The sequence below is a fragment of the Bacillota bacterium genome (genome assembly GCA_023511455.1).
Classification (GTDB): domain Bacteria; phylum Armatimonadota; class HRBIN16; order HRBIN16; family HRBIN16; genus HRBIN16.
This window is the reverse complement of the sequence record JAIMBJ010000014.1, coordinates 1-26,855: the sequence shown is the minus strand read 5'-3', so window position 1 is coordinate 26,855 and position 26,855 is coordinate 1. Positions and strand designations below refer to the sequence as shown.

Here is a 26,855-nt window from a genome sequence, read left to right as displayed (position 1 = left end):
GTACCCAATCCCAACATTGTCGCAGGTGTGGACTGGTTTCACGGTTCGGCAGGAGCCTCGCCTTTCAAGAGGCGTCTGGAGGATTTATCGTACATCCGCTGCGAATCTTGACACCGCCCCTCAAACGGTGTATCCTGTAGACATGATAAGACCTTTTTATCTGCGCTTTCTCGGGGCGGCGCTGGTCTCATTGACGATGACTTCCGCAACCACAGCGCCGCAGGAACAGAGGGCGAAGTCGCCTTCTGTTCCGCAGGTAGCCACTGATCGTATTGTTTTTCCAAAGGACCCGTCGGTGCTGGACGCGAAGCGCGACCTGGGCGCAAAGGGCGATGGCGTGACGGATGATACCGACGCGCTGCAGAAGGGGATTGACGCCAGTTGCGGCATCGGCGGACCGACGCGGGTGCTATACCTGCCCAACGGTGTGTATCGGGTAACCCGCACCCTGGTCGTGAACGCGGCAATCGGTCCGTGGATTTACGGCGAGACGCGCGACGGGGTGGTCATCCGTCTCGACGACGCAGTGAAGGATTGCAATGCGGTCATCCGCACGCATCCGCGCGAAAGCGCTCCGACCTCGGCGGACTGGTTCATGCGCAACCTCTACAACTTCACCGTCGACGTGGGCAACAATCCGGAAACCGATGGCATCCGCTGGTGCGCCACCAACACCGGTATCATTAAGAACGTGCGCGTAATCGGCAGGGGTAAGGTGGGCATTAACGCGGGCTTCATCGACCAGAGCAGCCCCAACCTGAATCAGGACGTGGAAATCGACGGCTTCGAAACGGGCATCGTGTGTCAGTGGAACTGGGGGCATACGCTGTCCCGAATCACCATCCGCAACTGCCAAAAGCTGGGCGTCTACGTGAGCGGGACCGCCGTCGGCATCGAAGACCTGACGGTGGAGAACACACCACTCGGACTTTTTTGCGACTTTCCCAACGACTGGACATGGTGGGGGGGCGTTGTCGCACTGGTAAACGCTCGATTCATCACACGAACGCCGGGCGACCATGCCATCCACAATCGGAGTGTGCTTTACGCGCGCAACGTGCGCACCCGCGGCTACCGCCTCGCGCTGAAGGGAGAGACACCGAGCGGCGATGTGAAGACACCGTTCATCGAGGAGTACATCTCGCACGAGGTCAAGAAGCTGTACGATTCGCCCGAGCGCGCCCTGCGGTTGCCCATCAAGCGGGAGCCGGCCGTGCCGTGGGAGACCAACCCATCGCGCTGGGTTTGCGCCAACGATTTCGGTGCCAAAGCAGGGCACAATCAGGACGACTCCGAGGCGATACAAAAAGCCATCGATACCGCAGCGGCTCAGGGCAAGACGACCGTCTACCTGCGAGGCATCAGGGGAACCGACCCAAACTGGTATAATCTGGAACGACCGGTGCGAGTGCATGGCAGCGTGCGACACATCATAGGATTGGGCTTTGGGCGAATCATGGGAGGTCCGGAAGGGCGCTTCGTGGTAGATGACCGTTCGGCGCCGGTGGTCAAGTTTCAAAACCTGGATGCGTTTGGTGGTCCACCCGTCACACTGGAAAACCGGTCTACTTCGCGCACGCTGGTGATGGAGAGCGGTGGCGTGTTGCTGGTGGGGAATGGCGGAGGAGACATCTTCGCGACCAACGTGTCGGGGTTTCTGGATCTTCGGAAGCGGGGGCAAAAAGCGTGGGCGCGTCAGCTGAACCCGGAGGGCGACAGCGATGTCGGACTGGTACAGAATCGGGGCGGCGACCTGTGGGTGCTGGGAATGAAGAACGAAGGTCGGGGTATAAGGATTCTTACCAGCGACGGTGGACGCACGGAGGTGCTGGGCATGTTTGTTTACGGCTTCGGCACGGAGGAGAGCGACCGTCGTCCGCTTTTTGACATCGTGGATGCATCGTTGTGCGTTATGGGACTGCGTGAGATTGCCTTCGCGGGCAACTGCTACCCGGTGAAGGTGCGCGAAAAGCGAGGGAACGAGGTGCGAACGCTGGAAAGCGACCGGGAGCAGGGCTGGATTGGCTGGGCACTCTACAGCGGTTGGCGCGCCCCGACCCGTTAGGGAACCGGGCGACTTCCGAACGAGACCCGAGGGGTCAAGATGAAATCTCTTCCTTTCAATCTGGTCGCAGTGGATTTAGACGGCACGCTGGCGGATGAGCAGAACCGCTGTTCCCCCATCGACCTGCGGGCGATGCACGCGGTGGCGCAGCGGGGGGCATACGTGGTCATCGCCTCCGGCAGGATGCACGCCGCCACCGAACGCTTCTGGCATGAGGCAGCTCTGAACGCCCCCATCCTTTCTTACAACGGCGCGATGGTCAAACACCCGCGAGATGGCTTCATCTGGTTCCACCTCACCGTGCCAGCCGCCTTCGCCGATGCCATCGTGGATTTTTGCGAGACGCACGGCTACCACCTGAACTACTACCTGAACGACCACCTGTACGTGAAAGAGGAGACGCCGTGGTCGCAGCTGTACCACCAGCGCACAGGCTCAATCATTGAACCAGCAGGTAGCCTCACACGCTTTCGGGGACAGTCGCCGACCAAACTCATCCTCATTGACACCCCCGAAACGACCGATAAATTGCGGGAACAGTTCCTGCAACGTTTCGGCGAGCGGCTGAACATCATCAAGAGCAACGATGAGTATCTGGAGTTTATGCATCCGGCAGCGAACAAGGCGCGCACCCTGCAAAGGCTGGCGTATCAGCTGGGCGTGCCGCGCGAGCGGGTGCTGGCTATCGGCGACGGCAACAACGATATCCCGATGCTACGCTGGGCGGGCTATGCAGTGGCGATGGGCAACGCCAAACCCGCCGTGAAAGCGCTGGCGCACCGCATTGCCCCGTCGATAGAGCAAAACGGGCTGGCGGTCGCACTCGTCGATATATTCAAACTGGATGAGAAGGAGGTTTTCGATCCTTGACCTTACCCCGTTCGAGAGATTTTGCTCTGCTATTGCTACTCGTGTTGCCCCTCTCGGGCTGCGGGATGTTTCATAGCGGTACCAATCCCCCCATCAACGGTTCCGGCAGTCTGGTGCTTACCGTTATCTGGACGGGCAACCGCGGTGACCCCTCTTCACCCCATGCAGTGCGCGTCACGCTGTACCGTGCGGACAAACTGATTCAGGATGTGGTACTGAGCCGGGCGGATACTCCCTCTACCGGATGGACAGCCCAGCTCGAGAGCGGTACGTATCGCCTGCAGCTTGCCGTCTACAACAACCAGAACGCCATCGGCACGCCGGTCGCCAGCGGGGACATTACCGTGCAGATTGTGCAGGATACCCCGCAGCGGCTGAACGTGGCAACCGGTGGAACCCCTGTCGCCCTTGCTATCCTGCCGGAAGTGGTTACGCTCACACCCGGACAGATACTGCCGTTGTCGGTGCTGGGCGTGGACGCGCAGGGACGCTACCTGCTGCTGCCTGCCGGTACAGTGGTGCGATGGAGTGTGAGCGATAGCAATGTGGTGAACCTGCAATCGGACGGCGTTGCCCGCGCGCTGGCTCCGGGCAGTGTCGCGGTGACCGCCAGTGTAGACAGTCTGGGGCTGAGCGCAAACGCCTCCGTGGGCGTGCAAACCGTCACCCGCGAGTGGACGATACTGGTGTTCATGAACGCCGCAAACAATCTGGAGCCAGACAGCGTGGACGACATGAACGAAATGGAACAGCTCGGCTCCACGGCGGACGTAAACATCGTGGTGCAGTGGAAGCGCATCGCAGGCTATGACAGCAGTAACGGCGACTGGCGCACCACCAGACGCTACTACGTCACCAAAGACAACGACCCCGAAACGGTCAACGCTAATCTGCTGGTGGACATGGGAACGGGGGTGGACATGGGCAATCCCAACACCCTGCGTGAGTTCCTGCAGTGGGGCGTGCGCAGCTTCCCCGCGCGCAAATACATGGTGGTGATATGGAATCACGGTGCAGGCTGGCGGGCGTATCGCGACAGGTTGAACATCCTCGCGCGCGGCGTCTCCTACGACGATAACACGGGTAATCACATCCGTATCTGGGAGCTGCCGCTGGCGCTGAGCGTGGGCGTCCGATGGAACATTATCGCTTTTGATGCCTCGCTGATGCAGATGCTGGAGGTGGCATACGAAATACGCAATCTGGGCGATTACATCGTGGGTTCCGAAGAAAGCCCGCCTGCACCCGGTTACCCCTACCATCGCATCCTGGCGCCGGTCATTGCCAACCCAAACATCCCCGTGCGCGACTTCGCGGCGCAAATCGTCACGCAGACCATCAACTACTACAACCCCGACAGCACCGATAACATCACGCAGTCCGCGCTGGACGCTTCTTTGATCGAAGATGTTGCGCAGAGGGTAGATGTGCTTGCACAGGTGCTGCTGCGCGTGGCGACTGACCACGCCGCCGTCGCCGCCGCCCGCGAGAACGCGCAGGCATACGCGGAATATACCTTCAAAGACCTGTGGGACTATACCGAGCAACTGCGTACCCGACTGGCCAGTTCACCGGCGTTGACCGACGCCATCAACGGCGTGCAGAACGCCCTATCGCAGGCGGTGATTGCCGAAGCGCACAGCAACCGACGGGTGAACCGTTCGCATGGGCTGTCCATCTACGTACCTCGCCCCAGCGAGTTCGAGACGCGCTATAACCTGCTGGCTTTCGCGCGAGCCACCCACTGGGACGAGTGGCTGCAGGCACAACCGTGACGGGGAGGCGACCATGTACACCGAACTGATTACGCTCGACGGGCACATCATCGACTCGCTGACGCTGTCGAAGGTGCTGGATATTCTGGTGGCGGCGGGTGTGGACTACGAGATACGCGAGTTCCGCATCGGCAAATCGCACGACGAGCCCAGTCACGCGGAGATACTGGTCATCGCGCCCAGTGAGGAGAGCCTGCAACGTGCCCTGCACGAAGTGCAGCAACACGGCGCGCTCATCTCTCAGGACGACGCCAGCCTGCAACCCGCTCCGCAGGACGGCGTGTTTCCCGAAGGCTTCTACTCCACCACCAATCTCGAGACCTTCGTGCGCGTGGAGGGCACGTGGATACCCGTGGAACGCATTGAGATGGACTGCGGCATCCGTGTTACCCGCACCGAATCGGGTTGGTGGGCGGAGTGCGTTCCCCTGCACTGGGCGCGAAAGGGCGACCTGTTTGTGGTGGGTAGCGCAGGCGTTCGGGTAACCCCCATGCCCCGACGCGAGGCGGAGAGCGTGTTCCACTTCATGGGCAGTGAGGTCTCTCTCGAAAAGCCCAAGACGCGCATCGTGCAGGCGGTGGCACGCGCTGTGCGCGAAACCAAAATGCGAGGGCAAAAGGTGCTGTTCGTGGGCGGACCCGCGATTGTGCATACGGGTGCGGCACCCTATCTGGAGCGACTGATTCGCAGCGGCTGGATCGACGTGCTTTTCGCAGGCAACGCGCTGGCGACGCACGACATCGAGCGCGTGCTATACGGCACCTCGCTGGGCGTTGCCCTGGAGACGGGCGTGCCCGAAACACACGGACACGAACACCATCTGCGGGCGATTAACACCATCCGCGCAGCAGGCGGCATCCGTCAGGCAGTGGAGAAAGGCATCCTGAAGGGCGGCATCATGCACGCCTGCGTGGTGGCGGGAGTTCACTACGTGCTGGCAGGCAGTATCCGCGATGACGGACCGCTTCCCGACGTCATCACCGACACGGTGCAGGCACAGGATGCCATGCGCGAAGCTATCCGCGACGTGGGGCTGGCGCTGATGGTGGCCACCACCCTGCACTCCATCGCCACGGGTAACCTGCTTCCTGCTTCGGTCACTACCTTCTGCATCGACGCCAACGCCGATACCGTCATCAAATTGACAGACCGCGGCTCGCATCAGGCGTTCGGCATCGTTACCGACTGCGCTTTCTTCTTGAAAGAGCTGGCGACGCAGCTGTGCGGAGAGGATTGAGCCATGGCACGGGTACTGATGTGTCCACCCGACCACTACGACCTGCGCTACGAGATTAACGCCTGGATGCATCTGGAGAACAAGCCCGACCTGCCCCTTGCCGCCCGACAGTGGAGAATGCTGTACGAACAGGTTCAGAGGCTGGCACAGGTGGAGCTGGTCGCTCCTGCCCCCGAGTGCCCCGATATGGTCTTCACCGCCAACGCGGGGTTGATGGTGGGCGAAAAAACGGTGCTGCTCAGTCGCTTCCGCCATCCCGAACGCCAGCCCGAGGAACCGCACTTCCGCCGCTGGTTCGAGGAGCACGGTTACACGGTGCTCACTATGCCCGAAGATTGCCCGTTCGAGGGCGAGGGCGACATCCTGTGGGCAGGCAAGCGTTACCTGGCGGGCTACCGAAAACGCACGGAGATGTGCGCCCATCGCATCGCAGCGGATATTCTTCAGCAGGAGGTGCTTTCGCTGGAGCTGATAGACGATCGCTGGTATCATCTGGACACCGCGCTGTTTGTGCTGGACGCGCACACGGTGGTGTACTATCCGGGCGCGTTCGACCCTTATGCCCGCCGCGTGATAGAGGAACACTACCACACCCTGTATGTGACGCAGGAAGAGGCTCTGCGCTTCGCCTGCAACAGCGTGGTGATTGGCAACACCGTATGGATGCCCGATGGCTGCTGGCTACTGAAAAGCCTGCTGGAGCGCAAGGGCTATTCGGTGGTACCGATACCGATGAGCGAGTTTATCAAAAGCGGCGGCGCGTGCAAGTGCCTGGTGATGTTTTTAGAGAGGTAACGTGCGCACAGGACTTGCGCCCTGCATGTCGAAACCTTCCACCATGAGCGACTACGTGAAGCTGGCATCATTAAAGAGCGTCGACGAGTTCCTTGCTGCGATACAGCAGCTGAATCTGCATATCCCCTGCGATCGGCAGGTGCTGGTGGGGGATGCCTCGCCCCTCGCCCAGCCGATAACAGCAGATGGATTCACTATCGGCAACCGTTTTGCCGTGCAGCCGATGGAGGGCTGGGACGGCACGCGCGACGGCAGACCTTCGGAGATGACCTTCCGCCGATGGCGACGCTTTGGAAGCAGCGGAGCCAAGCTCATCTGGGGCGGCGAGGCGATAGCCGTACAGCACGATGGCAGGGCGAACCCCAACCAGCTCGTATTAAACGAACACACGCGCGACGACCTCGCCAGATTGCGCGACGCGCTGGTCGAAGAGCACCGTAAAGCCTGCGGCTCCACCGACGGACTCGTCATCGGCTTGCAGCTCACCCATTCCGGTCGCTACAGCCGTCCCGACGACAAGCCTGCCCCGCGAATCCTGTATCGCCATCCCATTCTGGACAGGCGGCTGAACCTGCCCGATGACTATCCCTCGCTCACCGATGGCGACGTTCGGCACATTATCGACTCGTTCATCCGCGCGGCGAAACTGGCGTGGCAGATTGGGTTCGACTTTGTGGACATCAAGCACTGCCATGGCTATCTGGGACACGAGTTTCTGAGTGCGCACACGCGCGAAGGCGACTACGGCGGCAGCTTCGGGAACCGCACCCGCTTCCTGCGGGAGGTGGTGCAGGGCATCCGTGCGGAGACGCCCCACTTGCGCATCGGCGTTCGGCTGTCGGCGTTCGACATGGTGCCCTTCCGCCCCGACCCGGCAACATCGCGACCGGGCAAGCCGGGCATCGGCATGCCGGAGCCGTTCGAACATCTGCTGCCCTACCAGTGGGGCTTCGGCGTGAACCCGCAGAACCCGACCGAACCCGACCTGACCGAGCCTGCCGCCTTTCTCGCCCTGCTGCGCGAGCTGGACATCCGGCTGGTCAACCTTACCGCCGGCAGTCCCTATTATAACCCGCACATCCAGCGTCCTGCCCTGTACCCGCCCTCTGACGGCTATCAGCCCCCTGAAGACCCGCTGGTGGGCGTGGCGCGGCAAATGTGGGCTGTGCGCACGTTGAAACAGCAGTTCCCGGACATGGTCATCGTGGGCACAGCATATACCTACCTGCAGGACTACATTCCGTATGTGGCGCAGGCGGCCGTGCGCGAGGGATGGACGGACCTGGTGGGGCTGGGACGGATAATGCTGGCATACCCTGAACTGCCGCGCGACATACTGGAAGGCAGACCGCTGCAGACCAAACGCATCTGCCGCACCTTCAGCGATTGCACTACCGCCCCGCGTAACGGATTGCCTTCAGGATGCTACCCGCTGGACGACTTCTACAGAAACTCCCCGCTGGCGGAGCAGTTAAAGAGGGTGAAACGTCCGGGGTAAAGCGCCTCTCTGACACTCTTGCGGTTGCGCAATTTACCGTCAGTATCCTTCTCGGTTTTTGGCACACCTCGCAGGATACGCAGGAACACTTTGCGACTCCGGGTGGAAAGACCTCAGTGGAAGCGAGACAGCGAATACGCGGGAAGTCTTCCCGTTACCATACGCAGGCAAGGAAGCGAGGTGTGCACAGGATGTCTTCCGTTATCGCGATATGTGTGGCCATCGCGGCAATCGCACTGGTGGTACTCATGATCCGTGAGGGTGCATATCTCTAACTTGGCTGGCGAAGGACACCAGAGGCTTCGGAGAGGAGGGATGCCGAGGCGGTTCATCTGCGCAGACAGGGCGGCTTTGTCGCCCTGTTTTTTTATGTGGCGAACTCTGCCAGCGCGAGCCGAACGAACATCTCCACCCCGGGCGCAATCGCTTCGTCCGGGAAATCGAAACAGGCGGTATGCCAGTCCGCCACTTCCCCCAGCCCCAGAAAGAACATTGCCGAAGGAACAGCCTGCGCAAAAAAGGCGAAATCCTCTGCGCCCATCAGCGGATGCTCCAGCCATATCACCCTCTCCTTACCGAATGCCCGCTCCGCTACCTGCGCTATCCGTGAAGTAACGTTTTCGTCGTTCCACAGGGCAGGCACGCCCTCGTGCCAGTCGAACCGTCCTTCCATGTGCCACGCCTGTGCCATTGCCTCCAGCATTTGCCCCATGCGATGGCGCAGCTTGCCGCGCGTCTGCTCACGCAGGCAGCGCACGGTTCCCGCCAGATGAGCCTCCTCCGGCAGTACGTTATAGGTGTTGCCTGCATGGAACTGCGTGATGCTCAGCACCACAGGGTCGGAAGGTGCGCTCTCACGGCTGACCAGCGTCTGCATTGCCTGCACCAGCTGCACCCCCGCCACAATGGGGTCTTCGGTAAGGTGGGGCAATGCGGCGTGTCCTCCCCGGCCCTTCAAACGGATGTCAAACGTATCTGCCGACGCCATCATCGCGCCTGCGCGAATGCCCACGCTACCCAGCGGCAACCCCGGTCGTCCGTGCAATGCCACCACCCAGCGGGGAGGCATCTCCTGCAAAACGCCCGCTTCCAGCATTGCCTTCGCCCCCGAAACGCTCTCTTCCGCAGGCTGGAAATAGAAGCGCACCGTGCCACGCAGTTGTGTCCGCAAGTGAGAAAGCACCGCTGCTGTGCCCAGCAGGATGGCGGTATGCCCATCATGTCCACAGGCGTGCATCTTGCCGGGGTGTCGGGAGCGGTACGGTAGCTCGTTCTGCTCCTCGATGGGCAGGGCGTCCATGTCGGCACGAAAACCCACCACTGCTCCTTCGCCCGCTTCGCCATGCAATGTGCCCACCACCCCTGTACCCGCCACGCCGGTGCGCACTTCCAGACCATATCTGCGCAACCATTCGGCGACCACTCCTGCCGTACGATGCTCTTCGAAAGCCAGCTCGGGATGTGCGTGCAGGTCATGGCGCAGGGCTACCCACTCCGATTGTAACTGCGCCATATGCTGTCGTATCCCCGACATGATGGTTTCTCCTCTCCCTGATGCGAAAGTTTTTGACGCTAAGTAACAGGAAATCCTTCTTCCTTTTCGAAGAAGGGCACTGAGAAACCTGTTCGCTTGACCTGAACTCTGAACAAGGAGGGTGCATCTGATGAACCCCTGCGAGAGGTGTGCGTTAAGTCGCCGGCAGTTTCTGCGGGCCGCGGGTGGAGCAATCGGCGCATGGATGCTTCTGCCACTTGCCGAAACAGCGTTCGCCGCACCGCGCGCGGCTGGATTATCTACGCGCACTGCGTCGCCACCAACCGCGTGTTCGGTCCGCAGGGCAAGGCGAACCCCTACATCATCCGTTCGCATGCCGAGGACCAGAAAGGGGCTTCGGTGCAGTCATTGATGCCCCTCGGCGAGACCGTCACCACGCTAGAGATCGATGTAGGCGGCAAGCGCATGGTGATACATACCGGCAAGACCGTCGCCAACGTCGATGACCCGAAAGCCTGTCGCACCAAGCTGGCAGCGAAAACCGATGCCGAGAACATCCTGAACGAATGGGATATGGGCTGGCATCGCGTGACCGTGTACGGCGACTGGCGCAAGCAGGCGTTGCAGCTGGCGCGACTGTATGGGCTCACGGTCAACGAGGAGGACAGACCGGGGTAGTTCACGGTCGGTGAAAACGGATGTTTACTCTGGAGGGCGAACCCCCGCGTGAGCCGGAAAACATGCCCAACCTCCACGCGCGCGGGCAGGAGTTTTTGCGGCTCGGCGGGAGGCGCGCCCTCCAGTCAGTCGGAACTACCTCCTGAGTAATCCCAACGCCAGCTTTCGCCGGGCGCGACCACTGCTCTGCCCAGAGGGGTCAGCACGGGAACGTCGCCTGTGCCTTCGTTGGTCAGCTGCACGCTCTGCCCGTCCACACGCACCTGCACCGGCTGACCATGCCACATCACGCGGAACCTCACACTTTGCCAGTGGGCAGGTATGACCGGCGGCTTGAGAAACCGGATGCCGTCTGCGGTCAGCTCCAGCTGGCAGAAACCGTTGACCACAGCCTGCCATGCCCCGCCCAGTGATGCCGCGTGGATGCCCAGATTCCAGTGCGGTCCATAGGACGCCAGGTCGATGTGCGCGGTGTACAGGAAGTACTTGTATGCCCAGTCCACCATGCCCACATCCGCCGCCACGAGCGAATACGCCATCGGGCTGAGCGAGGAGTCGTGTGCCGTGCGGGGTTCGTAGTAGCGCCAGTTCGCCCGCTTGGTTTCGGTATCGTAGCGGTCGCGCAGCAGGTACAGCAACATCACCACGTCTGCCTGTTTGATGTTCTGCGTCTCCTGATAGGGCCCCAGCGGTCCGCCCGGGTGCAGGTCGGGATGTGCCAGCCGCTTGCGGGTCTCTTCCACCGGCTCGTCGCGCAACCCGAAGTAGCCGTCAAACTGCGGTATCAAGCGCGTTTGCGGGTCGGGGGCAGGCACGTACACCCTCTGCACGAAGTGTTGCCATCGGGACACTTCGCCGTCGGTGAGACCGGTTTTCACCTTGATTGCATCGTATGCCTCGGGATGTTTCTCCCGCAACAGGTTCAGCACCTCGATTGCCTTCTGCACACTGAACTGCGCCAGCGCGTTCGTATAGGCGTTGTTGTTCACGCGCTCATGATACTCGTCGGGACCGAGTACCGAACGGAGTTCATAGCGCTCGCGCTCGGCATTCCACGTCGCCCGCGACAGGAAGAAGCGTGCCACTTCCACCAGAATCTCCGCGCCGCCATCCAGCCAGAAGCCTTCATCGCCCGTTGCCTGCACATACTGCCACATCGCGTAGGCGATGTCGGCAGAGATATGTATCTGCTCGTCGGCAAAGTAGCTGCGTATGGGCTCACCGGTGAGTGGATTGGTGAACACGTACAGGTCGCACTGCTCGTCCCCGGTTTCCTGACTTTGCCAGGCGTAATAGGCTCCCTCAAATCCTAGTTTCTTCGCCTTGCGCTTCGCGCCTTCCAGCGTGTGGTAGCGATAGCGCAGGATGTTTCGCGCGACCTCTGGCTGGGTGTAGATGAACAGAGGCAGCACAAATATCTCGCAGTCCCAGAAGATAGAACCGTAGTAGTCCTGTCCCTGCAGACCCCTTGCGGGGATGCTGATGCGGTCATCATGGTAAGGTGCGGCGGCGAGCAGGTGAAACACCGCAAACCGGATGCCCATCTGCGCCTCTTCGTCGCCTTCAATCTGCACGTCGGATGCCTGCCATAGCTCTTCCCAGCGGCGTACATGCTGCGCTTTCAGCGCCTCGTAGCCCAGTGTGCGCGCTGCCTCGATATCGGCAAGGCATAACGCGCGCAGGTCGCCGTTGCTGAATCGGCTGTCGTACAGGGCACACCATTTGGTCAGCTCGAGCTCCTGTCCCGGCTGCAGGTGCACGCTGAAAATCGTCTGCACGCACCGGTCGGTGGGGTCGTCCCGCTCCACGCTCACCTGTGCGGGCGTACGCACCTCATGTCTTGCCATCACGCCGATATGGTAGCCCGGCTCGAAGGTTTCCACTTCCAGATAGTCCTCCTCGCCATCCTGCTGGCGAGAGAACCGCTTGAAATGATACGCCCAGCGGTTGTTCACCGCCCCATCGATACTGGAATGCAGTTCGATGTGCACCGGGTCTTCGGCAACCAGCCGGTAGCGGATAACCCCCACATGCCGGTGCGTCATGCTGAGCAGGCGTTCGCTCTCCATACGGATTACCTTACCGGAGGGGCTTTGCCAGCGGATGGAGCGGCGCATCACGCCCTCGCGCATGTCCAGCTCGCGGCTGTATTCCAGCAGCTCACCCATGTTGGCGGGGTCGAAAGGCTCCTCGTCCGCCCAGAACTGGATGAGCGTCCAGTCGGGCATGTTGGGGAATTCGCGCTCGGTGAGTTTCCCACGGGGAGTATCATAGATACCGTTGATGTAACATCCTTTGACGCCCGGGATGGTGGGGGGAAGCTCTTCGCCTGCTCCACGCAGACCCATGTAGCCGTTTGCCAGTGCGAAAACGGTGGCTTTTGCGCTCTCTTCTTCAGGTTTGTACTGCTTCTCCCGAATAATCCAGCCGTCGATAAAGTCGTATTCGTCCATCCTCCTCACAGCTCCTCGAGATTGACCTCGTCCAGACTCGTTACCACCCAGTCTGCGCCTGCCGCACGCAGCAAGTCGCTATCGTCCCTACGCGCCACGCCAATACAGCGCATCCCTCCCGCCTTCGCCGCCTGCACGCCCGATGGCGCGTCTTCGATAACAACGCACCGGTTTGGGGGAACGTCCAGCAGAGCCGCGGCGGTGAGGAATATCTCGGGGTGCGGCTTACCCCGCGCAAAGTCGCGCCCGCAAACGTTGGCGTCGAACAGGTCAATCAGGCGTGTTTGCGCGGTGACAAAGGGCAGTTGCAGGCATTGCCTCTCGCAGAAGGGATACAGGAACACCCGCTCCAGCATCCGATTGGCGTTCTTGGACGAAGAGGCGGCAGCCAGTTTCACTCCTCTCGCCTTCAGCGCGAGGATAAACCGCAAACCGTCCTCAAAGGCAGTAAACTCGGCGCGTTCGATCAGTTCCACAATCATCTGCTGTTTGAGGTCGCACAGCTCCTGTGTGCGCCTGCCGTCGGGGTCGTGGATGCCGAAGTACTCCAGCAACGCAGCCGCTCCCTCCTGCCTGGGTTTGCCGGACACGACGTGTTGATATACCTCTGAGGTATAACGCCCCGGCGCATAGCGAGTGTCAGAAGCGATGTCCGCCCAGCGGGTGTTCATGAGTCTTTGTAACGTCTCGCCCCACGCACGCTCGTGTGGTGAATCTACCAGCACGCCGTCGATGTCGAATATCGCTGCCTTCGTCATACACTGCGCACCCCGTATTTCTCGGCAGCGTCGAAGTAAGCCTTCACGCCCTCGGGAGGCAGGTCCCACGTCAGGTGGTTGCCCACGCAGAAGAAGTATCCGGGCATGTGACGCCCTACCTCCGCCATCTCGCGTACCATCGCCTCGATCGCCTCGCGGTCATTGCTCATGATGATGCGGTTGTCGCCACCTGCCAGCAACACCTTGTCGGGGTGCTTTCGGGCGAAGGCTTTCCAGTCGGTATAGGTTTCGCAGAAGATGCCGTCCGCCCCGCACGCCAGCACGTCGTCCGCCACCATATCCACATTGCCATCGGAGACGAAGAATATCTTCTTGCCCGACGCTTTCAGGTAACCCCAGAACTCCTCGTAGTAGGGATAGATATTCTCGCGTAGCCACTTCGGCGAGAAGACCGGTCCCTGCCGATGGCAGATGTCGTCGTGGCTGGAGAAAACCTGTACATCCGTCTGTGCCCACGCGCGAAACACTTTACGCGAGATTTCGGCGAAGTCACGCAACAGGCGCTTTGCCTCCTGTGGGTAGCACGCCGCCACCTCCAGCCAGAGCTCCCAGCCAAAAGTGAGCAGGGGCCACATGAACAGGGTGTTATAAAAGTGCCCGATTTCCAGACAGAGGTCACCATTGGCGGCGCGGTCGCGGTTGACCTGCTCCTGAAAACGTTTTGCCAGCTCGTCTTCCGACGGCGAAAGGTCCATCCCGATGGGGTCCATCTCGCGGTAGTCCCAGTGTTCCAGCGGTTGATAGCGCAGCACTTCTTCTACCGACCGAAACCGATGTCCCCAATCCCAGTGCCAGGTATGGTCCCATCCCCAGCGCACGGTCCTGCGTCCCTCGGCATCCTCGTATACCACGCCGTCTGGCGGGCGCGGCACAGGGGTATCCTCAAGAGGCAGCGTGTACAGGTCGAGGGCATAGCGTTCCACCAGTGCCTTCTGCGCCTGGCGCGGATGCTGCCAGGGGTCTATGCCGGTAATGTACTCGATAGCATCCGGACAGGAGATGATTTCCCAGTGCGGGATGCGGTCGGTCATCTCCCTCTGAAACGCTTTCAACGCACGCTCACGTTTCATGTTGGTTCACCCTCTGGATGGCTCAAGGTCAACCTGCCTGTGGTCTTGCTCTCCAACACCATAGCGCCGCCCCTCTCAGGGTGCGTTCCGCCCAGCGCAGGCTGAAGCCCGCGGCTACAGTGGTAATCCTCACACACGACGGGCTGCGACCTCACCGATTATTGTAACCTGTAAATAAGGAATCTGCCAGAGGGGGGACGAAGAGAAGAAGCACTTTCGCTGTTCTGGCGTATCCCTCTGCCTCAGCAATGGGAATCGATACGCGCACCGGGCACGGAATGAATACTCGCCCCGCGCAAAAGCGTGGTACACTCGATGTGTGAGCCACCTGCTGATTGCTATCGACAAGTTGCGTCAGACCACGCTCGGCACGAAGTGGGAAGGACGCCTGTACCTGGTGGGCGGTATCGTGCGCGATGAACTGCTCGGTCGTCCGCTGCCACCTGACGTGGACATCGTGACCGAGGCGGACGCGCTCGAACTCGCGCACTGGCTGCACACACAGGGCATCACCGACCATCTGCCGGTCACCTATCCCCGCTTCGGCACGGCGATGGTGCATATCGAGGGCGTGCAGGTAGAGCTGGTCACCGCCCGCCGCGAGAGCTACTCCGCCGATAGCCGCAAGCCCGTGCAGGTACAGCCCGCCACCCTGCGCGAGGACGCCTTCCGGCGCGACCTCACGGTGAACACGCTGATGCGCAACCTGCACACCGGCGAGCTGCTCGACCTGACGGGCATGGGATTGAGTGACCTTCAGGCGGGACTGCTGCGCACACCGCTGGAGCCGATGGTCACCTTCGAGGAAGACCCCCTCCGCGCGATGCGGGCGGTGCGTTTCGCGGCGCAGCTCGGCTTCGACATCGAGCCGGGCACCTACGACGCCATCTGCAAGACCGCGCATCGCCTGCAGATTATCAGCAAGGAGCGCATCCGCGACGAGTTCACACGCCTGCTGCAGGCGACGGAGGCGGTGAAGGGCTTGTGGCTGCTGCTGGAGACCGGTTTGCTGGAGCAGTTTGCGCCCGAGCTGGCGCGGATGCGCGGGGTGGAGCAGAACCAGTACCACCTCTACGACGTGTGGGAGCATACGCTGGTGGCGTTTTCGCACCTGCCGCCGGATGCCTCGCTGGTGCTGCGTCTGGCGACGCTACTGCACGATGTGGGCAAACCCCTCACCCGCACCGTCGACGAGCGCGGCGTGCATTTTTACGGTCACCAGAACGTAGGTGCGCAGATTGCCGGGCAGGTATTGCGACGCCTGCGCTACAGCAACGACATCGTGGAGCAGGTGGTGCAGCTGGTGCGCCTGCACATGCGCCCCGGCGAGTACGACTATTCGTGGAGCGATGCAGCGGTGCGCCGGCTCATTCGCGATGCCGACGGCTTGCTACAGGAGCTGCTGACGCTGGTGCGGGCAGACATCGCTGCAAGCAACCCCGCCTTCCCCAAAGCGGACATCGACGCCCTGCAGCGCCGCATCGAACTGCTGACCGCCCGCGAGGACGTGCAGTCGCTGGACAGCCCCCTGACTGGACGCGAGATTATGCAGATTCTGGGAATCCCCCCAGGCAAACAGGTGGGCGAGTGCAAGCAGTTTCTTTTGAACGAGGTCATCGAGGGCAGACTCGCCCCCGATGATAAGGAGAGTGCTACTCGGCTGTTGCTGGAGCGGTTCGGGTAAGCGAGCAGCTTCCCTTTCTCGGTCGGACGCGCCATAATTCTCCCGATGACGCGGCAACACCCGTTTGCTCCTTGACAGTTCAGGCAACATCACCGACCGTTACAGTTACGATGCGTGGGGCACGGCACCACCTTCAACCCCTTCCGCTGGAACGCTGCCTATGGATATGAGTGGACGCCTGCCATCGGCTTGTACCACGTGGGCGCACGGGAATATGACCCGCGCACCGCAAGATGGCTGCAGAGAGACCCGATTGACATCGCCTCCGGCGACCCGAACCTGTATCGGTACTGTCTCAACGACCCCGTGAACCTGGCAGACCCCTCTGGCTTAGACTTTTGGGAAGATCTCAAACGCTGGTATATGGGCGGAATGGGCGGGCTGAGCCAGTGGGTGGATCAGAACTTGATGTTCGGTTTGACAGAGCGGTTCGGTACGACGGCAGGGCGTTATGATTGCGGACAGGCGTCGGGATGGCAGCTGGCGTGGGATGCGACTTTGTGGGGCGGTGCCCTACTGCTGGCAGGGTTTTCCTCTGTGGTTCCAGGGGATGAGATGGTGTTTGGGGGTGCTGCTACGGCAAAAGCAGCGGCTTCCCAAGGAGTGCGGGGCGCTGTTAGGCAAGCAACAGCAGTTGGTGGTGCGCGTACATCCACAGCTTTGGCACCGCGTCTTGTTTTTTCTAAGCATGCGTTGCAACGTATGTCCGAACGCGGGATTACTCCGGCGATGGTGCGAAAAGCCACAGAACGTGGCAGGCAGTTCTGGGATCCTAAAACGAAAACAATCATCCACGTTCTCGAACACGGAATGGCTAGTGGAAAACATCTTGTAGTAGCGCGTAATCCTGTAACTGGTAAGGTCACAACTACTTTTGTGACACGCGAGCTAAGTCCGCGCTATCAGCCTGTACGATGTAGATAGCCTGGTGGGTAAAATTCTCTTGGAGGGGCTGGATGAGTCCAAAGTTGGAGATGCTGATCGGGTTGCTCAAGGAAGCGATTGAGAACCCGAAGAATCGCTCCGAAAGGATAAACAGGTTTCAGCAGCTGGTGTGGGACACCAGAGAGGATGAGATCGCACCAGGTGAGCAGCAGATCTGGGACATTCTTAACGATCTTGCAGTCGACCTTGATTACTACGAACCAAACGAAGAGTGGCGTAGAGAGAGTCCTTCATTTTTCGGAGACGAGGAAGTTTGTCAACAGATTCTGATAGCTATAGCGAAAGTTGAATCTGCAGATAGCGAAAGCGGTTAGATTTGGCTGTTTGAACCGTGCTGCGGTGAGTATATAAGCCATGTGTAGTTTCTAACTTTCCTAACGGCGTATGTGTTTTGCACTGCTCAATCGAAGGGGTCCCGTTCCCTGAAGAGGTTAATAAAAATGCGTGCACACTTGAAGAAGTAAAGAATGTCCGCGAGCTGCGATACACCAAACAACTTCAAGACTATTTAGAGTGGTGCAAGAATTATAACCACACCTTTGTACTCATCACACGACGCAATACGGTCTTGGATAAACGACTGCAAGACCTCATCCGACAGGGTAGAAGCATCCACAAGCCCATACTATGAGGTGTGGCGATGGAACCGATTGTAGATGAACCGATGCTGGAACTCGCGCTTGATGAACAACTGCGCCAAAGCGAGTACGAAAAGGTCGACCGTGTGCTGGAGCAGTTTCCCAGAGTGCGAGAGATTGTCCAGTATGAAACAGAGGCACGCGCTCTCTGGCAAACAGAACCACTCTCGCCGCTAGACGCACTGGTCAATACTGGGCTTTCGTACCCTGAGGTCATTCCAACGCTGATCGATCTCTTGCGCACAGTGCAGCATCCTCGGGTGAAAGAGATGCTGACAAGAGCCCTAACTGTGAAGGAAGCACGCGGGATTGCCAACTCGGTGTTGATAGAACAGCTCAAGCAGGTGCCGTGGAACGCAGAACTGGCGCGGGAGTACCAACGCCTTTCAGAGACTCACGTTGATCTGGGCGATTTTTACGAACTGCCAGTGGAGATGCAGCGTCGCATCCGCACGCTGGCTCCGTGGGAGAGTTTGCTTTTCGCTTTTGGGAATGCGATTGGGTATCTGGCGCAGCGGGAAGACCTGCCCCACCTGTTGGAGATTGTGCGCGACCCACGCTACGGTTCGGCACGCACCCAAATCTTACGCGCAATGGTTCGCTTTCGTCCTGAAGGGCTGCGCGAGTTGTTGCTGGAGTTGTTGCAGGATTTTGACGATGGCGTCGCGTTAGAGGCGGCGCGTGGGTTGGCGCGTTTGAAGGTGCGGGAGGCACGGGAGGCGATATTGGCACGGTTTGCGGAGCGGATGGCAAAGCGTAGTCAAGGCGAGTTCCGCAAGATGGTGGAGAAGGTAGTGGCGCGTTTGAAGAAATAGCGGAACGCTCACGCGGAGACCACGCGCCAGCCCTCCCGCTGGAACGGGGCGTACGGGTATGAGTACATCCCAGCCACAGGTTTGTATCATGTCGGCGCCCGCGAGTACGACCCGCGCACCGCAAGATGGCTCCAACGCGACCCGATTGACATCGCCTCCGGCGACCCGAACCTGTATCGGTATGCGGGCAATGACCCCATCAACATGGCAGATGACGGAGGAAAGGACTGGTTCAAGAAGACAGAGGATGGAATCTGGATAGGACCTTTCCTCTTCAACAGTGAGGTTGTGTCAGAAGGTCTCAAGACGGGATTGGCGGCGGTTGGCAGTGTCTTCACTTTTGGCTTGTGGGATGGAGGCGCTTACAAAGATCAGGTTGGTTTTGATACCAGCAACTTCTTCGCTGGAGTGGGTCGTGAGTGTTTGATTACAGCGGCTACGCTGGGCGTGGGAGAGTTCATATTTTCTGCGCGCGCTGCGAGGCAGGTTCAACAGGCAGCGAATAATGCGCAGCGTATCGTAGGTTCTGGTCGTGGTGCTGCGCATGGGACTCGTGTTCATACGGAGTTCGCAAAGCAGGTGCAACAAATCTCGCGTGGACGAATCCGCGCTGAGGTATCCTATAGGAACGGTGTGGTAGTACCCAGAGGTTCCCGGGGCTCAGTACGGGTAGATGCGGTTAGAGGTCGTCTTGATAAGCCGAAGGAGATTTGGGATTTGAAGACAGGAGGTGCGCAGTTGACACCGAAACGGATTGAGCAGATACGTCGGCATCTCCCCAAAGGTTGCGAAAATATTCCTATTCGGGAGGTACGCCCCAGATGAAAGCCAGCATTCTGATGAAGGCGTTTAGAAAACACATCCTACCTCTATTGCCCAACTTCAGGTACAAACCGACGACGATTCTATACGCCACCCCAGTGGAGATGGTTCTTCGTGCCTTCTACTTTCAAACCTCTTATCTGGACAGGGAAGCCTTCACGGTATGGGTGTTCGCTCAGCCACTCTATGTGCCCTGTGATCACTTTGTGTTGAATATTGGTGGGCGATTGGGATGGTTTCAACATGACAGAGACATCTGGTGGCGGTGGCGTCCAGAGGATAACGAGCAGGAGAAGCAAGTGATGCAGGAAATCTACTGGTATATGCAAAAGTACGGGTTACCATTTCTGGATAAGGTGCGGACCCCCAGTGAGGTGATATGGTGGATTGACAAAAAGAGTGGAAATCCTAAGGATGTTCACTATCAAGAAGTAAAAGCCTATTCTTATATTTTGATTGGCGATTATCGTCTTGCGCGGCGGATTTTGCCTCGCTTGTATACCGAGTTGCGCCAAGATGAACCGAACTATCCGTGGATGGGGGAGATAGCGGAGCGTGTCAATCGGATGATGTCGTTGCTGGAGCAGTCATCGGAGGCGGCAGTGCAGCAACTGTATGAATGGCGCCAGTTTACTTTGACCCAGCTACGCCTGGAGAAGGAGATTTGAAGCGCGGGCAATGGCTATAGAGATGGCAAGCATATGCCTCAGCCAACATACCCTATGTAGGACAGGACTATATGCTTATAACATGTGGGCGCCCGCGAATATGACCCGCGCACCACACGATGGCTTCAGAGAGACCCGATTGGTGTTGCCGGCGGGCATCCCAACCTCTACCTCTACTGCCTGAATAACCCTGTCAACATTGCTGACCCCGACGGCATGTTTGTGCCCCTATTGGCAGGTGTGGGTGCAGGAGTGGTGCTCGGTGGTATTGTAGGTGGAGTAACTGCCTGGGTGTCCGGCGAGAACATCTGGCATGGCGGGTTGCGGGGGGCGGTTATCGGCGCTGCGGGCGTGCTGGGCGGCGTGGCAGGAGCCAGCTTGGCAGGGACGTTTGGTATTGGGGGCACGGCTGGTGCAGTGCTTGGTGGTGCTTTAGCTGGGGCAAGCAGTGACCTTGCGGTGCAGGGCGTATCGCTGGCTTTTGCCTGGCAAAATTGCTACCGCCCGTGCGAGACGATAGGAGCTGCGTTGATTGGGGGGATGGGCGGAGTCTTAGGTGGGGTAGCGACCTCCAACGGTGTTAGAATAGGACGATATAATTTCCAGTGGATAGATTACCAACATACTGGTGGCGTAGGAATGAATGTCTACCGAGACGGAAAGCGAATATTCGCCTTAGATTGGCACAAGTGGCAAGACACGCCACCTAGGTATGCGCCTTTCTGGAAATGGCTACATTACCATAGACGACCGGGCATAGGCAGACACAGACCATGGCAGGGGTGGTAGGCGATGCCTGTACATGAGGTTGCCTTTCCAGTACGACTTATCGATATTCATGATGGATATTTTATAGAACACGGTTTCGACAGTTTGGGTAGCTATGTCGAGTGGTACGACAGTGATGATCCGAGTGACAGGGAGGAGATGGTGGTATTGGATAAATATGGGCGTCCGGTCTCCCTACTAGTGCGCCAAATGGAGGTCTTACGCTGCCGATTGTATAATCCTTCAGAACAGCAGTATCACGAGATTTTATCTCTAGTGGAAAAAGCGGCTTTGAACAGACAGGAATGGGAAAGGAAGCGGCGAGAGGCTGCAGAGGCACGGGGTGTAGCTGGTTTTTGGAAGCGTTTTTTGCTGTGGTTAAAGCGGTTTTAGCCTTTTCCTGATCTTGCCCGTGCTGCAAAGTTCTGCAAGGTTTTATCCTGTTAACACAGTAGACCCTTCGGGACTGGATTGGCTAGATGACGCCGCGAATTTTTTCGCCGGTTGGGGCGATACGCTTACTTTTGGCTTAACGGCTAAAGCCCGTCAATGGATGGGGGTAGATAGCGTCGTGAACCGGTGTAGTGGCTGGTATAACGCGGGCGAGGTTACTGGTATTCTGCACACGACCGCACTCAGCGGCTGGTTGGGTTACGCGCGGAATGCACGACTGGCTAGTTTGTCTCGGCCTGACCCTGCCCGGGTGTTCGTTTATGGCAGGGTGCGCGGCGTGGAGAAGGTGGAAGTGTCGCACTGGATACCGCAACGATATCGCTGGGTTCCCAAATGGTTTATGGATTCTCCTTTGAATACCAAGTATATGTGGGCAGCGGAACATGCAAAGAACGACCCGTTTCGTCGGCAGTTCCTTCCGAGTCGCTGGAAGGAGGCTAACCCAGCGTATCCCGTATGGAGACAACAGTTACACAGGGTTCCCAGTTCAGTGACGGTGGGAGTAGCAGGGATGGCAGCTGGGTGGCTCTCCAGCTGGTGGAACAAACTGGTGCTGGGAGACGGAAAATGTCCTTGAAGGCATGGCTTTCTACCGTTTTTAGGCGAGAAGTCATCGCGCCTCTGGATAAACAGATACTGGACGAGGTGAGGAAGCATCTATCCCCGGAAGCGCAGGCGATATGGGATGAACAGCTGCGTGTCCTCAGACGCTGTCAGCTAATTCTGGGTACCGAAGCGGATTATTACCCTGCTTCGCCCGATGAGCCTACTGTCCGCTTCCCTCACCACCCCGAAGAGGAGAGACGTCTTGCGGTGGTGCGATTCGAGTGCCGCAACACGGTTTATCAGGCACGTATCCATCTGGTCGATGGTCGTTTCTTTAGCATTACATACAGCAGAGACGTCCGTCGCATTCGGAAACGCCATGACGTTGAGGTAAAGGTGCTTTCGGTAGAGCTACTTTCTGACCCCATGCGTCCCGATGCGCCCGTATCACCTGAGGTGGTCTCCGCCCCCGGCTTGTTTCCTGTCATGAGTGGATGGCTCGCGGATTGGATATCCCAGCACCCGGTGCTGGAGATGGCTTATCCCATGGATGCCCCCGAGCGTGAGCGGTGGCTAAATCGGCGTCGGCTTCTTTTACCAGACGACTACCATGAACTTTTGAAACAGTGTGATGGTTTTATAACCGGCGACGTTGACGTTTTCGGCATATCCTCCATGTATGAGGTTAACTTTGGAGAAGCCATCTACTGGGTATTAGCAGGGCGTGGCGGTGGGTTCATCGTTGCGCGGGAAGGGGATGAACAGCCGCGCGTCTACTACTTCCATCACGAGGACGGAACCCCAAGCGCCGAGTTCACCTCCTTCCGCGAGGCATTGCAATATCTGATAGCGCAACCCAACCTGCCGTAACGATGATGCCCGACGTAGAGGGAACAACCTTGCTTTCTTCGGCTGCACCCGCTATAATGCTCGTAAAGGTGGGGCAACACCCGCCTGCTCCTTGACAGCACTAAAACGCCGCCGCGGGGTATGAGTGGCTGCCCACCGTGGGGCTGTGCCACGCGGGCGCACGGGAGTACGACCCGCGCACCGCAAGATGGCTGCAGAGAGACCCGATTGACATCGCCTCCGGCGACCCGAACCTGTATCGGTACTGTCTCAACGACCCCGTGAACCTGGCAGACCCCTCTGGCTTAGACTTTTGGGAAGATCTCAAACGCTGGTATATGGGCGGAATGGGCGGGCTGAGCCAGTGGGTGGATCAGAACTTGATGTTCGGTTTGACAGAGCGGTTCGGTACGACGGCAGGGCGTTATGATTGCGGACAGGCGTCGGGATGGCAGCTGGCGTGGGATGCGACTTTGTGGGGCGGTGCCCTACTGCTGGCAGGGTTTTCCTCTGTGGTTCCAGGGGATGAGATGGTGTTTGGGGGTGCTGCTACGGCAAAAGCAGCGGCTTCCCAAGGAGTGCGGGGCGCTGTTAGGCAAGCAACAGCAGTTGGTGGTGCGCGTACATCCACAGCTTTGGCACCGCGTCTTGTTTTTTCTAAGCATGCGTTGCAACGTATGTCCGAACGCGGGATTACTCCGGCGATGGTGCGAAAAGCCACAGAACGTGGCAGGCAGTTCTGGGATCCTAAAACGAAAACAATCATCCACGTTCTCGAACACGGAATGGCTAGTGGAAAACATCTTGTAGTAGCGCGTAATCCTGTAACTGGTAAGGTCACAACTACTTTTGTGACACGCGAGCTAAGTCCGCGCTATCAGCCTGTACGATGTAGATAGCCTGGTGGGTAAAATTCTCTTGGAGGGGCTGGATGAGTCCAAAGTTGGAGATGCTGATCGGGTTGCTCAAGGAAGCGATTGAGAACCCGAAGAATCGCTCCGAAAGGATAAACAGGTTTCAGCAGCTGGTGTGGGACACCAGAGAGGATGAGATCGCACCAGGTGAGCAGCAGATCTGGGACATTCTTAACGATCTTGCAGTCGACCTTGATTACTACGAACCAAACGAAGAGTGGCGTAGAGAGAGTCCTTCATTTTTCGGAGACGAGGAAGTTTGTCAACAGATTCTGATAGCTATAGCGAAAGTTGAATCTGCAGATAGCGAAAGCGGTTAGATTTGGCTGTTTGAACCGTGCTGCGGTGAGTATATAAGCCATGTGTAGTTTCTAACTTTCCTAACGGCGTATGTGTTTTGCACTGCTCAATCGAAGGGGTCCCGTTCCCTGAAGAGGTTAATAAAAATGCGTGCACACTTGAAGAAGTAAAGAATGTCCGCGAGCTGCGATACACCAAACAACTTCAAGACTATTTAGAGTGGTGCAAGAATTATAACCACACCTTTGTACTCATCACACGACGCAATACGGTCTTGGATAAACGACTGCAAGACCTCATCCGACAGGGTAGAAGCATCCACAAGCCCATACTATGAGGTGTGGCGATGGAACCGATTGTAGATGAACCGATGCTGGAACTCGCGCTTGATGAACAACTGCGCCAAAGCGAGTACGAAAAGGTCGACCGTGTGCTGGAGCAGTTTCCCAGAGTGCGAGAGATTGTCCAGTATGAAACAGAGGCACGCGCTCTCTGGCAAACAGAACCACTCTCGCCGCTAGACGCACTGGTCAATACTGGGCTTTCGTACCCTGAGGTCATTCCAACGCTGATCGATCTCTTGCGCACAGTGCAGCATCCTCGGGTGAAAGAGATGCTGACAAGAGCCCTAACTGTGAAGGAAGCACGCGGGATTGCCAACTCGGTGTTGATAGAACAGCTCAAGCAGGTGCCGTGGAACGCAGAACTGGCGCGGGAGTACCAACGCCTTTCAGAGACTCACGTTGATCTGGGCGATTTTTACGAACTGCCAGTGGAGATGCAGCGTCGCATCCGCACGCTGGCTCCGTGGGAGAGTTTGCTTTTCGCTTTTGGGAATGCGATTGGGTATCTGGCGCAGCGGGAAGACCTGCCCCACCTGTTGGAGATTGTGCGCGACCCACGCTACGGTTCGGCACGCACCCAAATCTTACGCGCAATGGTTCGCTTTCGTCCTGAAGGGCTGCGCGAGTTGTTGCTGGAGTTGTTGCAGGATTTTGACGATGGCGTCGCGTTAGAGGCGGCGCGTGGGTTGGCGCGTTTGAAGGTGCGGGAGGCACGGGAGGCGATATTGGCACGGTTTGCGGAGCGGATGGCAAAGCGTAGTCAAGGCGAGTTCCGCAAGATGGTGGAGAAGGTAGTGGCGCGTTTGAAGAAATAGCGGAACGCTCACGCGGAGACCACGCGCCAGCCCTCCCGCTGGAACGGGGCGTACGGGTATGAGTACATCCCAGCCACAGGTTTGTATCATGTCGGCGCCCGCGAGTACGACCCGCGCACCGCAAGATGGCTCCAACGCGACCCGATTGACATCGCCTCCGGCGACCCGAACCTGTATCGGTATGCGGGCAATGACCCCATCAACATGGCAGATGACGGAGGAAAGGACTGGTTCAAGAAGACAGAGGATGGAATCTGGATAGGACCTTTCCTCTTCAACAGTGAGGTTGTGTCAGAAGGTCTCAAGACGGGATTGGCGGCGGTTGGCAGTGTCTTCACTTTTGGCTTGTGGGATGGAGGCGCTTACAAAGATCAGGTTGGTTTTGATACCAGCAACTTCTTCGCTGGAGTGGGTCGTGAGTGTTTGATTACAGCGGCTACGCTGGGCGTGGGAGAGTTCATATTTTCTGCGCGCGCTGCGAGGCAGGTTCAACAGGCAGCGAATAATGCGCAGCGTATCGTAGGTTCTGGTCGTGGTGCTGCGCATGGGACTCGTGTTCATACGGAGTTCGCAAAGCAGGTGCAACAAATCTCGCGTGGACGAATCCGCGCTGAGGTATCCTATAGGAACGGTGTGGTAGTACCCAGAGGTTCCCGGGGCTCAGTACGGGTAGATGCGGTTAGAGGTCGTCTTGATAAGCCGAAGGAGATTTGGGATTTGAAGACAGGAGGTGCGCAGTTGACACCGAAACGGATTGAGCAGATACGTCGGCATCTCCCCAAAGGTTGCGAAAATATTCCTATTCGGGAGGTACGCCCCAGATGAAAGCCAGCATTCTGATGAAGGCGTTTAGAAAACACATCCTACCTCTATTGCCCAACTTCAGGTACAAACCGACGACGATTCTATACGCCACCCCAGTGGAGATGGTTCTTCGTGCCTTCTACTTTCAAACCTCTTATCTGGACAGGGAAGCCTTCACGGTATGGGTGTTCGCTCAGCCACTCTATGTGCCCTGTGATCACTTTGTGTTGAATATTGGTGGGCGATTGGGATGGTTTCAACATGACAGAGACATCTGGTGGCGGTGGCGTCCAGAGGATAACGAGCAGGAGAAGCAAGTGATGCAGGAAATCTACTGGTATATGCAAAAGTACGGGTTACCATTTCTGGATAAGGTGCGGACCCCCAGTGAGGTGATATGGTGGATTGACAAAAAGAGTGGAAATCCTAAGGATGTTCACTATCAAGAAGTAAAAGCCTATTCTTATATTTTGATTGGCGATTATCGTCTTGCGCGGCGGATTTTGCCTCGCTTGTATACCGAGTTGCGCCAAGATGAACCGAACTATCCGTGGATGGGGGAGATAGCGGAGCGTGTCAATCGGATGATGTCGTTGCTGGAGCAGTCATCGGAGGCGGCAGTGCAGCAACTGTATGAATGGCGCCAGTTTACTTTGACCCAGCTACGCCTGGAGAAGGAGATTTGAAGCGCGGGCAATGGCTATAGAGATGGCAAGCATATGCCTCAGCCAACATACCCTATGTAGGACAGGACTATATGCTTATAACATGTGGG

Annotated in this window: 29 protein-coding genes; 25 read left to right on the top strand and 4 right to left on the bottom strand. The window is 58.4% G+C overall.

The features are described 5' to 3' along the window. The first annotated feature begins 142 nt into the window (after positions 1 to 142). From K6U75_09380 to K6U75_09355, 6 genes are read left to right on the top strand one after another with little or no spacing between them, the layout of a single operon-like run. On the top strand, positions 143 to 2,065 hold the full coding sequence (locus tag K6U75_09380) for a hypothetical protein (protein ID MCL6475249.1): 1,923 nt from the start codon (positions 143 to 145) through the stop codon (positions 2,063 to 2,065). 39 nt (positions 2,066 to 2,104) lie between these two features. Further along, entirely contained in the window at positions 2,105 to 2,935 is an 831-nt protein-coding gene (locus K6U75_09375) for a Cof-type HAD-IIB family hydrolase (GenBank protein MCL6475248.1), read from the top strand. Further along, positions 2,932 to 4,710, top strand: coding sequence for a hypothetical protein (locus K6U75_09370; GenBank protein ID MCL6475247.1), 1,779 nt, complete (start codon positions 2,932 to 2,934; stop codon positions 4,708 to 4,710). The genes K6U75_09375 and K6U75_09370 overlap by 4 nt, the downstream gene beginning before the upstream one ends. Positions 4,711 to 4,723: 13 nt before the next feature. Further along, on the top strand, positions 4,724 to 5,947 hold the full coding sequence (locus K6U75_09365) for a TIGR00300 family protein (GenBank protein ID MCL6475246.1): 1,224 nt from the start codon (positions 4,724 to 4,726) through the stop codon (positions 5,945 to 5,947). A 3-nt stretch (positions 5,948 to 5,950) separates the two neighbouring features. Continuing rightward, on the top strand, positions 5,951 to 6,742 hold the full coding sequence (locus K6U75_09360; GenBank protein ID MCL6475245.1) for an amidinotransferase: 792 nt from the start codon (positions 5,951 to 5,953) through the stop codon (positions 6,740 to 6,742). A gap of 43 nt (positions 6,743 to 6,785) precedes the next feature. After that, complete coding sequence (locus tag K6U75_09355) at positions 6,786 to 8,240, top strand: NADH:flavin oxidoreductase (protein MCL6475244.1); 1,455 nt, start codon at positions 6,786 to 6,788, stop codon at positions 8,238 to 8,240. 367 nt (positions 8,241 to 8,607) lie between these two features. Here K6U75_09355 and K6U75_09350 read toward each other — a convergent pair whose 3' ends face one another. Further along, a complete protein-coding gene (locus K6U75_09350; protein ID MCL6475243.1) occupies positions 8,608 to 9,774 on the bottom strand; it encodes an amidohydrolase in 1,167 nt (388 codons plus the stop codon). A gap of 130 nt (positions 9,775 to 9,904) precedes the next feature. Between K6U75_09350 and K6U75_09345 the strand changes: the two genes are divergently transcribed. Further along, a complete protein-coding gene (locus K6U75_09345) occupies positions 9,905 to 10,147 on the top strand; it encodes a twin-arginine translocation signal domain-containing protein (protein ID MCL6475242.1) in 243 nt (80 codons plus the stop codon). Then, entirely contained in the window at positions 10,135 to 10,413 is a 279-nt protein-coding gene (locus tag K6U75_09340) for a hypothetical protein (protein ID MCL6475241.1), read from the top strand. Before K6U75_09345 ends, K6U75_09340 begins: the two co-directional genes overlap by 13 nt. A gap of 125 nt (positions 10,414 to 10,538) precedes the next feature. Here the strand turns inward: K6U75_09340 and K6U75_09335 are convergent, their stop codons facing one another. The 3 genes from K6U75_09335 to K6U75_09325 are packed head-to-tail and all read right to left on the bottom strand — an operon-like array spanning position 10,539 to position 14,715. Then, positions 10,539 to 12,866: a hypothetical protein gene (locus K6U75_09335; protein ID MCL6475240.1), complete on the bottom strand. Its 2,328-nt coding sequence runs from the start codon at positions 12,864 to 12,866 to the stop codon at positions 10,539 to 10,541. A gap of 5 nt (positions 12,867 to 12,871) precedes the next feature. Continuing rightward, positions 12,872 to 13,624 (bottom strand): HAD-IA family hydrolase, encoded by a 753-nt coding sequence (locus K6U75_09330; GenBank protein MCL6475239.1) that lies wholly within the window; start codon positions 13,622 to 13,624, stop codon positions 12,872 to 12,874. Then, complete coding sequence (locus K6U75_09325) at positions 13,621 to 14,715, bottom strand: uroporphyrinogen decarboxylase family protein (protein ID MCL6475238.1); 1,095 nt, start codon at positions 14,713 to 14,715, stop codon at positions 13,621 to 13,623. The genes K6U75_09330 and K6U75_09325 overlap by 4 nt, the downstream gene beginning before the upstream one ends. 319 nt (positions 14,716 to 15,034) lie before the next feature. On the opposite strand from K6U75_09325, the gene K6U75_09320 reads away from it, so the two are divergent. The 17 genes from K6U75_09320 (at position 15,035) to K6U75_09240 (ending at position 26,766) form a co-directional block, all read left to right on the top strand. Next, positions 15,035 to 16,399 carry a CCA tRNA nucleotidyltransferase gene (locus K6U75_09320; protein MCL6475237.1) on the top strand — a complete coding sequence of 455 codons (1,365 nt, stop codon included), beginning with the start codon at positions 15,035 to 15,037 and terminating at the stop codon, positions 16,397 to 16,399. Between the two features lie 114 nt (positions 16,400 to 16,513). Then, the gene (locus tag K6U75_09315) at positions 16,514 to 17,323 is read left to right on the top strand and encodes a DUF4258 domain-containing protein (GenBank protein MCL6475236.1); all 810 of its coding nucleotides are present in this window, start codon (positions 16,514 to 16,516) and stop codon (positions 17,321 to 17,323) included. A 32-nt stretch (positions 17,324 to 17,355) separates the two neighbouring features. Then, positions 17,356 to 17,658: a hypothetical protein gene (locus tag K6U75_09310; GenBank protein ID MCL6475235.1), complete on the top strand. Its 303-nt coding sequence runs from the start codon at positions 17,356 to 17,358 to the stop codon at positions 17,656 to 17,658. Between the two features lie 77 nt (positions 17,659 to 17,735). Beyond that, positions 17,736 to 17,975 carry a hypothetical protein gene (locus K6U75_09305; GenBank protein MCL6475234.1) on the top strand — a complete coding sequence of 80 codons (240 nt, stop codon included), beginning with the start codon at positions 17,736 to 17,738 and terminating at the stop codon, positions 17,973 to 17,975. A 9-nt stretch (positions 17,976 to 17,984) separates the two neighbouring features. Next, positions 17,985 to 18,797 carry a hypothetical protein gene (locus K6U75_09300; protein MCL6475233.1) on the top strand — a complete coding sequence of 271 codons (813 nt, stop codon included), beginning with the start codon at positions 17,985 to 17,987 and terminating at the stop codon, positions 18,795 to 18,797. 66 nt (positions 18,798 to 18,863) lie between these two features. Then, the gene (locus K6U75_09295) at positions 18,864 to 19,622 is read left to right on the top strand and encodes an RHS repeat-associated core domain-containing protein (protein MCL6475232.1); all 759 of its coding nucleotides are present in this window, start codon (positions 18,864 to 18,866) and stop codon (positions 19,620 to 19,622) included. Further along, positions 19,619 to 20,287: a DUF4304 domain-containing protein gene (locus K6U75_09290; protein ID MCL6475231.1), complete on the top strand. Its 669-nt coding sequence runs from the start codon at positions 19,619 to 19,621 to the stop codon at positions 20,285 to 20,287. Before K6U75_09295 ends, K6U75_09290 begins: the two co-directional genes overlap by 4 nt. Before the next feature lie 84 nt (positions 20,288 to 20,371). After that, positions 20,372 to 21,076 carry an RHS repeat-associated core domain-containing protein gene (locus tag K6U75_09285; protein MCL6475230.1) on the top strand — a complete coding sequence of 235 codons (705 nt, stop codon included), beginning with the start codon at positions 20,372 to 20,374 and terminating at the stop codon, positions 21,074 to 21,076. Positions 21,077 to 21,079: 3 nt separating this feature from the next. After that, a complete protein-coding gene (locus K6U75_09280) occupies positions 21,080 to 21,448 on the top strand; it encodes a hypothetical protein (GenBank protein MCL6475229.1) in 369 nt (122 codons plus the stop codon). 178 nt (positions 21,449 to 21,626) lie between these two features. Beyond that, on the top strand, positions 21,627 to 22,085 hold the full coding sequence (locus K6U75_09275; GenBank protein MCL6475228.1) for a hypothetical protein: 459 nt from the start codon (positions 21,627 to 21,629) through the stop codon (positions 22,083 to 22,085). After that, entirely contained in the window at positions 22,076 to 22,924 is an 849-nt protein-coding gene (locus K6U75_09270) for an SMI1/KNR4 family protein (protein MCL6475227.1), read from the top strand. Before K6U75_09275 ends, K6U75_09270 begins: the two co-directional genes overlap by 10 nt. A gap of 137 nt (positions 22,925 to 23,061) precedes the next feature. After that, complete coding sequence (locus K6U75_09265) at positions 23,062 to 23,802, top strand: DUF4258 domain-containing protein (GenBank protein ID MCL6475226.1); 741 nt, start codon at positions 23,062 to 23,064, stop codon at positions 23,800 to 23,802. Between the two features lie 32 nt (positions 23,803 to 23,834). Next, positions 23,835 to 24,137, top strand: a complete 303-nt coding sequence (locus tag K6U75_09260; GenBank protein ID MCL6475225.1) for a hypothetical protein — start codon at positions 23,835 to 23,837, stop codon at positions 24,135 to 24,137. A gap of 77 nt (positions 24,138 to 24,214) precedes the next feature. Then, the gene (locus tag K6U75_09255; GenBank protein MCL6475224.1) at positions 24,215 to 24,454 is read left to right on the top strand and encodes a hypothetical protein; all 240 of its coding nucleotides are present in this window, start codon (positions 24,215 to 24,217) and stop codon (positions 24,452 to 24,454) included. A 9-nt stretch (positions 24,455 to 24,463) separates the two neighbouring features. Continuing rightward, entirely contained in the window at positions 24,464 to 25,276 is an 813-nt protein-coding gene (locus K6U75_09250) for a hypothetical protein (GenBank protein ID MCL6475223.1), read from the top strand. 66 nt (positions 25,277 to 25,342) lie between these two features. After that, positions 25,343 to 26,101 (top strand): RHS repeat-associated core domain-containing protein, encoded by a 759-nt coding sequence (locus K6U75_09245; GenBank protein ID MCL6475222.1) that lies wholly within the window; start codon positions 25,343 to 25,345, stop codon positions 26,099 to 26,101. Continuing rightward, entirely contained in the window at positions 26,098 to 26,766 is a 669-nt protein-coding gene (locus K6U75_09240; protein MCL6475221.1) for a DUF4304 domain-containing protein, read from the top strand. The genes K6U75_09245 and K6U75_09240 overlap by 4 nt, the downstream gene beginning before the upstream one ends. The last annotated feature ends 89 nt before the right edge of the window (positions 26,767 to 26,855 follow it).